At 63.5% G+C, this 12,370-nt stretch carries 8 protein-coding genes and 1 tRNA gene; 4 read left to right on the plus strand and 5 right to left on the minus strand.

From position 1 onward, the window contains the following. The first annotated feature begins 4 nt into the window (after positions 1-4). Positions 5-823, plus strand: coding sequence for an ABC transporter permease (locus NKH03_RS29260; RefSeq protein WP_352869624.1), 819 nt, complete (start codon positions 5-7; stop codon positions 821-823). A 19-nt stretch (positions 824-842) separates the two neighbouring features. Here the strand turns inward: NKH03_RS29260 and NKH03_RS29265 are convergent, their stop codons facing one another. Beyond that, entirely contained in the window at positions 843-2,696 is a 1,854-nt protein-coding gene (locus tag NKH03_RS29265; RefSeq protein WP_352972309.1) for an AsmA family protein, read from the minus strand. Positions 2,697-2,912: 216 nt separating this feature from the next. Here NKH03_RS29265 and NKH03_RS29270 point away from each other — a divergent pair, with 216 nt between their 5' ends. Further along, complete coding sequence (locus NKH03_RS29270; RefSeq protein WP_352972312.1) at positions 2,913-4,871, plus strand: acetoacetate--CoA ligase; 1,959 nt, start codon at positions 2,913-2,915, stop codon at positions 4,869-4,871. 277 nt (positions 4,872-5,148) lie between these two features. Here the strand turns inward: NKH03_RS29270 and NKH03_RS29275 are convergent, their stop codons facing one another. Beyond that, positions 5,149-8,877 carry a PAS domain S-box protein gene (locus NKH03_RS29275; RefSeq protein ID WP_352972315.1) on the minus strand — a complete coding sequence of 1,243 codons (3,729 nt, stop codon included), beginning with the start codon at positions 8,875-8,877 and terminating at the stop codon, positions 5,149-5,151. Between the two features lie 248 nt (positions 8,878-9,125). Between NKH03_RS29275 and NKH03_RS29280 the strand changes: the two genes are divergently transcribed. Together NKH03_RS29280 and NKH03_RS29285 are read left to right on the plus strand one after the other, a co-directional pair. Beyond that, positions 9,126-9,584, plus strand: coding sequence for a phasin (locus NKH03_RS29280; protein ID WP_352972318.1), 459 nt, complete (start codon positions 9,126-9,128; stop codon positions 9,582-9,584). Between the two features lie 380 nt (positions 9,585-9,964). Beyond that, positions 9,965-10,041, plus strand: a tRNA-His gene (locus tag NKH03_RS29285). Positions 10,042-10,291: 250 nt separating this feature from the next. Here NKH03_RS29285 and NKH03_RS29290 read toward each other — a convergent pair. From NKH03_RS29290 to NKH03_RS29300, 3 genes are all read right to left on the minus strand, one after another. Continuing rightward, a complete protein-coding gene (locus NKH03_RS29290; protein ID WP_352972321.1) occupies positions 10,292-11,053 on the minus strand; it encodes a hydroxymethylpyrimidine/phosphomethylpyrimidine kinase in 762 nt (253 codons plus the stop codon). After that, the gene (locus NKH03_RS29295) at positions 11,044-11,649 is read right to left on the minus strand and encodes a thiamine phosphate synthase (RefSeq protein WP_352972324.1); all 606 of its coding nucleotides are present in this window, start codon (positions 11,647-11,649) and stop codon (positions 11,044-11,046) included. The genes NKH03_RS29290 and NKH03_RS29295 overlap by 10 nt, the downstream gene beginning before the upstream one ends. Continuing rightward, a partial coding sequence (locus NKH03_RS29300) for a thiazole synthase (protein WP_352972327.1) occupies positions 11,646-12,370 on the minus strand: 725 nt, incomplete at its 5' end. The genes NKH03_RS29300 and NKH03_RS29295, both read right to left, overlap by 4 nt.

Below are 12,370 nucleotides of genomic sequence, written 5' to 3' on the forward strand. Positions count from 1 at the left end.
CCTCATGAACACCACCTGGAGCCGCTTCAACATCACCTCGATCGTGCTTGGCTTTGCCTTTCTCTATTTGCCGATCGTGCTGCTCATCGTCTTCTCCTTCAACGAATCCAAGCTGGTCACCGTCTGGGGCGGCTTCTCGACCAAATGGTACGTCTCGCTGTTCCACAACCAGGGCCTCATGGACGCGACCTGGGTGACGGCACGCGTTGGCCTGATCTCGGCCACCGTGGCGACGGTGCTCGGCACGCTGGCGGCACTCGCCTTGACCCGTTACACCCGCTTCAAGGGCAGGGTGCTGTTCTCCGGCATGGTCTTTGCGCCGCTGGTCATGCCGGAAGTCATCACCGGCCTCTCGCTGCTGCTGCTCTTCGTTGCCGTCGGTCTCGACCGCGGCTTTCTGACCGTCACGCTGGCTCACATAACTTTGACCATGTGTTTCGTCGCCGTCGTCGTGCAGTCGCGCCTCGTCACCTTCGACCGCTCGCTGGAAGAAGCGGCGATGGATCTTGGCGCGACACCGGTGAAGACCTTTTTCCAGATCACGCTGCCGGTCATCATGCCGGCGATCGTGTCGGGCTGGATGCTGGCCTTTACACTTTCGCTCGACGATCTGGTGATCGCCAGCTTCACCTCCGGGCCGGGTGCCACGACGCTGCCGATGAAGATCTACAGCCAGGTTCGCCTCGGCGTGACGCCGGAGATCAACGCCGCCTGCACCATCCTGATCGCCGTTGTGGCGATCGGCGTCATCATCGCCTCGCTTGCCAACAAGCGGCGTGAGGTGCAGCGCCAGCTCGACGAGCAGGCCGCGCAGCGCGGGTGAAGACGGGAAGCGCGGCTGCCTATTCCCCCGAAACGCCGCGGCTGATCGGGGAAATGAACGGCGTGCTCCAGGTTCCGCCGACAAAAAACGATGACTGGTTGGAACCTTGCTGGCCAGTGGTCTGCGTTGCCGTCTGGTCCTGCTGAATGACACCGCCGGACAGGGCCAGTCCGCGTCCGGCGTAGGACGCGATCCCGGACAGCCAGATCTTGTATTTCGCCGAATTGGCTTCGGCCTTGTCGAGCCGAGCCACGCCCTTCGAAATGCTGGCCTTGATCTCGGCGCCGTCGATCGGCAGCGTTCCGTCGGAGACGTCGTCGAGCGCGAAGAAGCCGCCTTGTTCGGTATGCTTGAGGAAGGCTGGCAGGTTGAGCTTGCTCAACGCACCCGGTCCGAAGGTCGCCGAAACCGAGCCGTCGGCATTGTCGAAGATGGAGTCCCAGGTTCTGCCCGGCCCCTTGAGGATCACCGAGACGGTCCCCGTGCCGACCGGCACCAGGCGGGTCATCCCCGCCGCCGTGGCGAAAGCACCGCCGTCGATATCGGACGCCAGCAGACGGATTTCGACCTGTGAGCCTTCCGGCTTGCGGTCGAAGCGAAGGCTGGTCTGGATGTTGCCGCCGAAGGCCGAGGCATCGGAGATATCGAAGACGGACAGACCATCCTTGACCTGTGCGGTGGCGGCGACGTCGGCGAGCTGGATAGGCCCCGCCGTGGCGTGTGCCGCGGACAGCCTGAGATCGAGGTTGATCTTGTCGGCGAAACTTGTGTCGATTTCGCTGGGCCCGGCCCCTCCGGTCGGCGCCAGCGGCGTGAAGGCCGACAGGAACGATCTGAGGTCGAGCGTGTCGAAGGCGAGTGTGCCGGAGATCACCGGCTGAGCTTCGCCAAGCGACAGGTCCAGCGCTCCCATTCCCGGATTGTTGTCCAGCGCGATGGCGGTGTTGTCGAATTTGACGCGCCCGGCCGTCGCCGTGACCTTGCTCGAAATGCTGACCGAGCCGATCGCGGCGCCCGGCGCGATGCCGGACTGCAACCATTCCAGCACGCGGCGCAGCGAGGGCGCCGAAAACTTCGCCTGACCGTCGAAATAGCTGTTTTCGGACATGCTGGCCGTGCCGTCGAAAGAGAAGGTGGCGGGCGCGGCCTTGAAAGACAGAGTCAGCGGCGCCATGCCGCCGGCAAACAGCACCAGCGGCTTCTCCGAAGCGGCGTCCACGGCCACGCTTTCGCCGCGCCAGATCCCCGTCGCCGACAGCGTCGCATTGCTGTTCATCGCCGCCCAGGTCGCCTGGCCGCTCAGGCTGCTCAGAATCTCGACGTCCTTGCCATTGACCGAAGCCACCATGCGGCCGTCGCGAAACTCCACCGTGCCGAAAGTATCGGTCGGCAGCTTGTCGAGATCCGGCGTGGCGGGGTCGGCATTGACGACGCCGCGCGCCGCGTCGATGGAACGCGTGATGCGCCCGCCGGTCGGGACGGCGGGCAGGAAAAGGCCGGTTGGCGTGCGCTCAACCCGGATCGTCGGCCGCACCAGCCGCGCCGTCGAAAATACCACGTCGCCGCGCAAAGCCGCCATGGCGGAAAGGTCGACCTCGACCCGTTCGGCCTCGACGACCGGCGGCGCCTCGGTGTCGGTCCATTGCGACAGCGTCACATCGGTCAGGATTGCCCGGAATGTCGGCCAGACCTCGATGCGGGGCGAGCCCTCGATGGCGACCCGGAAGCCGCTCCACGCGCTCATTTCCCAAGCGATGCGGTCGCGCACGATACGGGTGGAGGCGATCAGCGGCAAGGTAGCAACCACCAGCGCGATGACGATCACGGCAGCGCCGATCGCCCATATTCCGCGCCGGATCAAAGATGATGGCATATCGCCCCGTATGCTTCCATTCCGACAAAATCGCCCGATGGTGTAACCCAGTCGTTACCACGACTTCCAGTCGTCACTACGACTTAGGGCTGACGCATTTCAAGTCTTTATGGCCCGGCGATGGCATTTGCGCACATCTGGCTGCATCGGCCGAACAAAATCTTGCTCTGCTGCGCTGCGATATGCATAAGCGATGGCGACCGCGGAGGAACGATCATGGCTGCCGAAGTACCGCTCTGGACCCCGACGCAAGACCAGATTGATGCAGCAACCTTGACCGCTTTCACGAAGGCCGCCGCTGGAAAAGCCGGCGTGGCGTTTTCTTCATATTCGCAGCTTCACGGCTGGTCGATCGAGGATCGCGAAGGGTTCTGGAGCCTGGTTTGGGATTTCTGCGGCATCGTCGGCGACAAGGGAGAGCCTGTGTTGGTCGACGGCGACAGGATGCCCGGCGCATCGTTCTTCCCCGAGGCCACACTGAATTTCGCCGAGAATCTCCTGAAGAAGACCGGCGCCAGTGAGGCGATCGTGTTTCGCGGTGAGGACAAGGTCGAGCGCCGTCTGTCCTGGAACGAGTTGCATGCGCTGACCTCGCGGCTGCAGCAGCTTTTCCTGTCGCTCAAGGTGAAGAAGGGCGATCGCATTGCCGCGATGATGCCCAACATGCCGGAGACCGTCGCCGCCATGCTCGCAGCCGCCTCGATCGGCGCGGTCTGGTCGTCCTGCTCTCCCGATTTCGGCGAGCAGGGCGTGCTCGACCGCTTCGGCCAGATCGAGCCTGTCGTCTTCATCGCGCCCGATGGCTATTGGTACAACGGCAAGGCGATCGAGGTCGCCGACAAGATCGCCGCGGTCGCGGCCAAGCTCGGCACTGTCCGCAAGATCCTGGTCGTCGACTATCTAGGCACTTCGAGCGATGTCGCTGGCACCATAGACAAGGCGGTGGCGCTGGAAGAGGCGCTGTCGCCCTTCGCCGGCAAGCCCGTTGCCTTCGAGCCGCTGCCTTTCGCGCATCCGCTCTACATTCTGTTCTCGTCGGGAACGACCGGCATTCCCAAATGCATCGTCCATTCGGTCGGCGGCACGCTGATCCAGCATGTCAAGGAACACCGGCTGCATGCAGGGCTGATCGAGGGCGACCGCTTCTTCTACTTCACCACCTGCGGCTGGATGATGTGGAACTGGCTCGTGTCGGGGCTCGCTTCGGGTGCCACGCTGCTGCTCTATGACGGCTCGCCCTTCTACCCTGACGGCAATGTGCTGTTCGACTTTGCCGATGCCGAGAAGATGACCTTCTTCGGCACCTCGGCCAAGTTCATCGATTCCGTGCGCAAGGCCGGCCTGAAGCCGATCCGCAGCCATGATCTGTCGAGCGTGCGGGCGATTTCCTCCACCGGCTCGCCGCTGTCGCCGGAGGATTTCCGCTTCGTCTATGACGGCATCAAGAAAGACGTCCATCTGGCCTCGGTCTCCGGCGGCACCGACATCGTCTCCTGCTTCGTGCTCGGTGTGCCGACGCAGCCGGTCTGGACCGGCGAGATCCAGGGTCCCGGCCTCGGCCTTGCCGTCGATGTCTGGGACGACGACGGCAGGCCGGTCCGGCAGGAAAAGGGCGAGCTGGTCTGCACCAAGGCGTTTCCGGCGATGCCGATCGGCTTCTGGAACGATCCCGAGGGCAAGAAGTACCGGGCGGCCTATTTCGAGCGCTTCGACAATGTCTGGTGTCATGGCGATTTCGCCGAATGGACCGAGCATGGCGGCCTGATCATCCATGGCCGTTCCGACGCCACGCTCAACCCGGGCGGCGTGAGGATCGGCACGGCGGAGATCTACAACCAGGTCGAGCAGATGCCGGAGATCCTGGAGGCGCTGTGCATCGGCCAGGACTTCGACAATGATGTGCGCGTCGTCCTGTTCGTGCGCCTGGCCGCCGGCGTGCAGCTCGACGAGGAACTTGAAAAACGCATACGGGCAAAAATCCGCAGCGGGGCAAGCCCGCGTCACGTGCCGGCCAGGATCGTCGCCGTCACCGACATCCCGCGCACCAAGTCGGGCAAGATCACCGAGCTTGCTGTGCGCGACGTGGTGCATGGCCGCGCCATCAAGAACAAGGAGGCGCTCGCCAACCCAGAGGCGCTGGAGCTGTTCAAGAACCTGCCGCAACTGGCGGACTGATCGCGATCTCCGGCATGGTTACCGAAATATGTCGGTAGAATTTACCTAGATTTCATGAGTGGTACACATCCGTAAATTTTCCGCCGGGCCGGTAAGGAGTTGTTAAGGTCCGGCGTCGATAGTCGCATTCAACTTGAGGGAGAAATCCCGTTCCTCGGCCCCCGGAGGATCCGAATTCGCTCAAGCCCCCGTTGTGACAGCAATCCTATCTCTTAAGGCGTCCTTTGGGCGCCTTTTCTTTTGCCGGTACGAGATCGAGCTGTGGAGGGGCGCTGGCCTATTCCGCAAGTACACGGGTCGAGGGAAAAGCGACCTCGACCAGCGTGCCTTCACCCGGTGTCGAGTTGATGATGAACCGGGCGCGGTTGGCTTCCACCATCGCCTTGGTCAACGGCAATCCAAGCCCGGTGCCGTCGCCGCGTCCGCGCTTCAGCGCATTGATCTGCTTGAACGGCTTCAGCGCCTGCTCGATCTCGGCCTGGCTCATGCCGATGCCGGTGTCGCGCACCCGCATGACGACGTCGCCCGATGTCTCATAGGCGGTCGAGACGATCACCTGGCCGCCGGCCTGGGTGTAGCGGATGGCGTTCGACAGGATGTTGAGGGCGATCTGGCGCACGCTGCGCAGGTCGGCCACCACTTCCGGCAACCGCGAAGCGAAGCTGGAGCGGATGATGACGCGCTCGCGGTTGGCTTGCGGCTGCATCATCGCCACTGTCTCGGCCAGCGTGTCGTTGAGCGACACCGCCTCGTAGGCCATCTCCTGCTGGCCGGCTTCGATCTTCGATATGTCGAGCAGGTCGTTGACGAGGTCGAGCACATGATTGCCCGACCGGTTGATGTCGCGCAGATAGTCACGGTAACGGTCATTGGCGACAGGTCCGAACTTCTCGTCGACCATCAGTTCGGAAAAGCCGATGATGGCATTGAGCGGCGTGCGTATCTCATGGCTGATACGGGCGAGGAAATCGGTCTTCTGCGAGGACGCGCGCTCGGCCACCGCACGCGCTTGCGTCAAGTCCTCTTCGGCCCGCTTCCACTGCGTGATGTCGCGCACGACAGCGCAGAAGCCACTGTCGTTGGGCAATCGGCCAATGGTCATGAACAGCGGGATGAAGCGCCCCTGCGCCTCGCGCCCGATCACCTCACGCCCGTCATTCATCACGCTCGCCACGCCGGGCTCGGACAGTCCGTTGAGATAGTCGCGGGCGGCGCGCTGGCTTTCGATCGCAAACAGCGAGGCGAACGGCTTGCCGGTCACGTCGTCGCTGTCGAAACCGAACAGCGCTTCGGCCGGACGGCTGATCGAGCGGATGGTGCCGTCACGGCCGATCAGCACGACGCCGTCGGTGGCGGTGTCGATGATGGTGCGCATCTCGGCGATTCGCGCCTTTAGCTCGGGAATGTCGGGCTGCGTCTGCTCGTCGCCAACCGCATTCACCGGTGCGTCATCCTCGCCGGAGCGGCGAACGACCAGCATCAGCGCCTTGCCGTCGCGCCAGGGGACTGAGCGCAAAATAGCCTCGATCGGGAATTCCTGCCCGTCACGCGTCTTCAACCGAAGCGCGCGATCGGCGCCGTCGGAAGCGCCGTCGTGGGCGTAGGGATCGGCAAACAGCGCGCCGAGGCCGCCGGCATCCGCCAGGTCGTCGAGCGCCTCATAGCCGGTCAGATTGAGGAATTCCTCGTTTGCATAGTGCAACTGGTCGCCGGAATGGATAAGCAGCGGCACGGGCAGCTTGCCGAGAAGCGAAGTGTCCGGAGCCTTGTGCTCATCTCCGGCCGAAAACGCCGACGGCACGAATCCTTCGGCCTTGAGCGGCGGCACCTGCAGGCGAGGGCGCTCGACGCGTGCCGCAACGGCGGCGCTTGGACTGGCGGGTTCCTCGGCCGACGCAACCGCCTGCTCGGCAGGCGCCGAGGCTTCCTCGTCGGGCTGCGCCCAATCTTCACTATCCTCGGCATCGCGAAAGTCCGCCGACGTCATGCTGTCGTCATCATGGTCGGCATAGTCGAGCAATGAGCCCGCCGCCGCATTCGACTCGGAGGGGTCTTCATGAACCGCTTCGTTCGGATGGCCGCCATCAAGCCGCGCCAGACCCCGCTCGTCCTCGGCATCGACATCGGTTTCGGACAGCTCGGCTGGCGCTGTTTCGTTCTCTGGCTCTGCCGCGGGGATTTCGCCGGCATGCGTGGAGTCTTCCTGCTGGACAGCATCGGGCGTCGACGCAACCTCGCCAGCCGCCTCGACCGGGGCTTCGGCCTCCGCTTTAGGCACGTCAGCTTTTCCCAAAGGTTCAGCAGATGTTTCGGTCGTCGCTTCCTCGAAGCTTTCAAGGCTGGGCTTCTCGGCCTCTGGCGGCTCGACCGGGGAGCTGTCTTTCTTCAGCCGCTCGCCGATCTCGCGGAACGCGCTGCGTTCCAGACTCGACAGACCCTTGTCGTTGGCTGGCTGCCGATGTTCGGCCAGCCTGATCACCTTGTCGGCAAAGCGCCGTTCCGGTTTCGGCACGATAGTCAGCGCCGGCACCTCGCCATTGAACGGATCCGATGCCTGAGCATCCTCGGCCTTTGGCTGTTCGGGCTCGGCTTCGACGGCTTGCGGTTCCGGCGTCGCTGGCGCCTTGCCGTTGGGCACCAGCGCCATGCCGATGGCTTCCGGATCGACGACCGCATCACTGGCGCGCGCGACGCCGAAGCCGCGGAAACCTTCGAAGGCGCGGCTGCGGCCATAGACAGGCAGCGCCGCCAGGTCGACAGGTATCTTCAGACCGGTGCCGACGACCGGCCAGAGCACGGAACGCCCGGACCAGGTGTCGCGCCGTTCGAGCAGTCCTGATATCTCGCCGGAGGGATCGAGACCGAAGGTGGCCGCGACATCCCTGAAGCGCCGGCCGATCACGTCGGCCGCCGGCTTGCCGACTATGTCGGCGAATTCCGGCGACAGCGCGCTGAACTTGCCCTCGGCATCGGTGCGCCAGACGAAGCGTACCGGCGCCGCCATGCGATCTGTCGCCGAGACCGTCGCGGGCGCGGAGGTGGCCTGGACATCGTCCCGTTTCGTGTCTTGGGCAGGAATTTCCAGGGCGGCCGGTTCAGCCGGTGCTTCAGCTTCGGGCGCGGCTGGTCGCGGCGCCCGTTGCCCTTCGTCCTCGCCGGCATTGAAGTACCAATGGTCGTGCTGCGCCGGCGTGCGCGCGGCTGCCGGTTGATCGCTGTTGGCTGCCGTGGGCGGCTGCGCCGTCGCGTCGGCGATCTCATGCGGTTGCGATGCGGCGACGTCGCCGGCCGGCGCAGCCTCGGCAATGGTTTGCGCCGGGTGTTCGTCGCCAGCGGTCGTGTCGTCGAGCTGGTCCTCGTCGATCACCACCAGCAGATGCCGCTCTTCGGTCAGTCTTGCCAGCCCCGCCGGATAGGAGGCGGTGCCACCGGGGACGAGGCGCTTGACGATGCGGTCGCTTTCCGCCGCGACGTCGGCGACGAGCGCGGCCAGCGTCTCCGGCAGGATACCCAGCGCCGAAAACCCCTCCGAGGCGGCCTCGATGTTGCCCGCGGCATCGACAAAGGCGATGAAATGGCCATCCTCGGTAAGGCCGCTGATGGCGCGAGCGGCGATTTCGCCGGCACTGCGCGAACCCGTCTGCGCCGCCGGCACGGCCAGCATGATCGCCTTTTCGGCGTCCGGCATGCTCACGGCACTGGCCAGGAAGCCGACGGCGCGGCTGGTCATGCCGGTCGCCAGCCGCACCATGATGGCGCGGTCGCTGCCAATCTCGGGAAATCCGCTGGTCGCCATGATCTGGCGCTTGGCGATCAAAGGCAGCTGCGTCGAGGCGCCGATGATGGCCTCGATGTCGGCATAGCCGAACGTCGCGGCTCCCGGCCCATTGGCCCAGATCACCTGCTCCAGGTCCGCCGACAGGATCGCGATCGCGTCGCCGGCGGCAAAGCGCTGGCGGACCGCGTCGAGCACGGCGACGTCGAGGAAGGAATATTCGGACGGCATGCGCTTGGCTAACCCTAACGGAGCGGCGAATTTGCAGTTAACGCTTTGTTAATAAAAGCCGGAGGCGCGAAGGTCCACAAGCCAGAACGTGCAAAGGCTGGAATTTGGGCTCTTGGTTAATGGCCCAAAAGAATTTATGGTGCACTGCAACAAAGATATTGCAATGCACAAAATTTGCCTTTATATTGCCATCATACATGAACGAGACGGCTTTCCGTCAAAGCCGCTGCCGCTGAAAAGGATGGAAAATGTCCAGGACCAAAACCGCCGAGACGATCGAAAACGTTGAATTCCCGAGCTTCGACGCTTCCAAGGCCACCGACCAGATGCGCGCCTTCGCCGAAAAGGGCGTTGAGCAGTCGAAGGAAGCCTATGCCAAGCTGAAGACCGGCGCCGAGGAGACCCAGAAGGCTCTGGAGTCGACCTTCGAGACCGCCAAGACCGTTTCCAGCGATCTTTCGCTCAAGACCATTTCCGCCCTGCGTGCCAATGCCGAAGCCGGCTTCTCGCACCTTGAAGCGCTGATCGGCGCCAAGTCGCTGTCGGAAGTCGTCGAGTTGCAGACCGCGTTCCTGCGCAAGCGCGTCGAAACCACCGTCGAGCAGGCCAAGGACTTCCAGGCTGTCGCCTCCAAGGCGGTCGAGGACGTCTCCAAGCCGATCAAGACCGCCTTCGAGAAGGCGATGAAGGAAATCAAGGTCGCCTAACATTTACGCATGATCTGAAGATGCAACAAAAGGTCGCATTTTCTTAAGATAGATCAGCCGTATGATGGTGACCATCAAGGAATACCCGGCGGGTGGAACCTCCTCCCTCTGCCTCCCGGGGTGACCAGCCAGCACCTCCTCCCGCTGGCTCGTAACAGGAAAAGGCCGGCACCTCCTCCCGCCGGCCTTTTTCTTTGTCTGGCGCCCTGTTCTTGCCTTGTGCCCCTTTTTGCCAGGCAAATGTCGTGCCGAAGTGGGGAAGTGATCTTTGCTTTCCAAAAGCCTTGAATTAGAATCCATAAGCCCGTAAGGACGCATCGCCGAACGACAGAGCGGTCGAGTGGGATGAGTTTCTGCTTCGATCCCACTCAGGCAAACGTGCCGTTGTAGCTCAGATGGTTAGAGCGCCGGATTGTGGATCCGGAGGTCGCTGGTTCGATCCCAGCCAACGGTACCATAATTCACGAAATGATTTCAATGATTTACGGCTGCGAGGATGAGGCGAGCGCGCTGGAACAGCTCGTCGAACGTGGGCGGGCCAAACCATGATCGGAGGCGATCCGCGCGATTGTGGACGCTACAAATAGGGCGGAGCGCCACGCGCAAATCGGCGGGTCTGCTTCGCGCACATGAAACACTCAAAGGCCGAGGATCGAAAGACGGGCGCCCGCTCAGGCGGGCAGATCAACTTGGGCATAAAGCCACTGTCATTCGGCTGCTTGCTTCTGAAGCTTCTCGAACACAAATAGCTTGCCTTTGCGCACGCTGTCCTCAAGCGAGTTCGCCTTCGCCAGATGCGCCGCAATCGCACTGGCCAGCATGCATCCCGTCCCGCGCATCGATCCTGCAAGGCGCGGTGTGTTGAAGCGGATTGGTTCTTGATCACGGCGCAACAGAATATCGGTCGAACGAGGTCCCGCAGCGTGGCCCCCCTTGATCAGCAGGGCCCGCGCGCCAGATGCCAGCAATTTCCGTCCCTGTTTCACCGCGTCGCTCTCGTCCGCCGCCGGTTCCGCGCCAACAAGGAGCGCCAGCTCGAAGAGATTGGGGGTGACCAGACCGCAAAATGGCATCAGATCACGCTTCATGGCGGCGATGGCGCCGGCTTCCAGGAGCGCCCGGCCCGACGTCGAGGCCAGCACCGGGTCGAGCACTGCCGGCACCTGTGGATTTTCGCGCAGCACAGCGACAACGGCAACGACGATCTCGGCCGTAGCGAGCATCCCGATCTTGATGGCCGCCACCTCGTTGGCCTGCAGCGCCGCGCGCATCTGATTGGCCACAAGATCGGGTTGCGAAGGATGGATTTCCATCACGGCTTCGTGCGTCTGCACCGTCAGCGCGGTGACGGCAAGGCAGGTGCGCACGCCAATGGAAGAGATCGTCTCGATATCGCGTGCAATTCCAGCCCCACCGCTGGAGTCTGATCCGCCGACCACGAGCACATGCGGTTCTCGCCTCAGCGCCATGGCTTTGTCTTTTCGATCCATTCTCGCGTGCGCGCTTCGGGATCGGCATTCAACGTGATGTCGGTGACCACTGCCGCGCTGTCCGCACCAGCCTCGAAAACACCGTCGAGCCGGTCGGGGTTGAGGCCGCCAATGGCGACCAATGGGATCGGCGCCACCCGATGCTTCCACTCGCTGATCCGCTCGAGCCCTTGCGGCGCCCATTTCATCTGCTTCAGGACGGTGGGATAGATGGGGCCGAGCGCGACGTAGTTGGGCATGGCGGCCATGGCCGTTTCCAGTTCCACATGATCATGCGTGCTGACCCCGACCTTCACGCCGGCTGCCCGTATCCGCGCGAGGTCGGCGGATAGCAAATCCTCCTGGCCGAGATGGACGAAGTCGCAGCCTTCCTCGATTGCCAGGCGCCAGTGGTCGTTGATGATGAACTGGCATTGGTGCTGGGCGCATAAAGCCTTGGCCTTGCGGATCTCCGCGCGCAACCCGGCTTCATCCATGCTCTTGATGCGCAGTTGCACCAGCTTGACGCCGAGCGGCACCAGCCGTTCGATCCAGGCAGCGCTGTCGATGATCAGGTAGAAGGGATCGAGCTTCATGAAAAAACTGCCCTGCCGATGGTCGGCGTCGATGGCGCGGCGACGTCGCGCGGTTCGAGCATTCCGGAGCTGAAAGCTTCACGACCGGCCTCGACCGCCTTGCCGAACGCACACGCCATGCCGACCGGATCGGCCGCCTTGGCAACCGCGGTGTTCAGGAGCACGGCATCAAAGCCGAGTTCCATGACGGTGGCCGCGTGCGACGGCCGCCCGAGCCCAGCATCCACGATCAGTGGAACGCCGGGGAAATGTGCGCGCATCGAGCGCAGCGCCGGAATGTTGATCGGCCCGAGGGCGGAACCGATCGGTGCACACCACGGCATCAGAACCTGACAGCCCGCCTCCAGCAGCCGCTCGGCGACGACAAGATCGTCGGTGGTATAGGGGAATACATCGAAACCGTCCTCGCACAGGATGCGGGCGGCCCCGACCAGCCCGAACACGTCCGGCTGCAGCGTGTCGTGGTTGCCGATCACTTCGAGCTTGATCCAGTTGGTGCCGAAAACTTCGCGCGCCATCTTCGCGGTCGTGACCGCTTCCTTGACGGAGTGGCAGCCGGCAGTGTTGGGCAGGATTTTGACGCCGAGCGAGCGGATCAACGACCAGAATTTTTCGCCGGCCCTGCCGCCTGCCATCTCACGGCGCAACGAGACGGTCACCACCGCCGTGCCCGATGCCCTGACTGCATAGGCAAGGATGGCCGGCGAAGGATATTGAGCCG

Origin of the sequence: Mesorhizobium sp. M1406, assembly GCF_040317555.1 — a bacterium.
GTDB lineage: Bacteria > Pseudomonadota > Alphaproteobacteria > Rhizobiales > Rhizobiaceae > Mesorhizobium.

Excerpts from the sequence above, each read along its gene's own strand:
- NKH03_RS29270 (WP_352972312.1), top strand. The coding sequence starts at position 2,913 with ATGGCTGCCGAAGTACCGCTCTGGACCCCGACGCAAGACCAGATTGAT.
- NKH03_RS29290 (WP_352972321.1), bottom strand. The coding sequence starts at position 11,053 with ATGGCGCTGAGGCGAGAACCGCATGTGCTCGTGGTCGGCGGATCAGAC.
- NKH03_RS29295 (WP_352972324.1), bottom strand. The coding sequence starts at position 11,649 with ATGAAGCTCGATCCCTTCTACCTGATCATCGACAGCGCTGCCTGGATC.
- NKH03_RS29275 (WP_352972315.1), bottom strand. The coding sequence starts at position 8,877 with ATGCCGTCCGAATATTCCTTCCTCGACGTCGCCGTGCTCGACGCGGTC.
- NKH03_RS29260 (WP_352869624.1), top strand. The coding sequence starts at position 5 with ATGAACACCACCTGGAGCCGCTTCAACATCACCTCGATCGTGCTTGGC.
- NKH03_RS29280 (WP_352972318.1), top strand. The coding sequence starts at position 9,126 with ATGTCCAGGACCAAAACCGCCGAGACGATCGAAAACGTTGAATTCCCG.
- NKH03_RS29265 (WP_352972309.1), bottom strand. The coding sequence starts at position 2,696 with ATGCCATCATCTTTGATCCGGCGCGGAATATGGGCGATCGGCGCTGCC.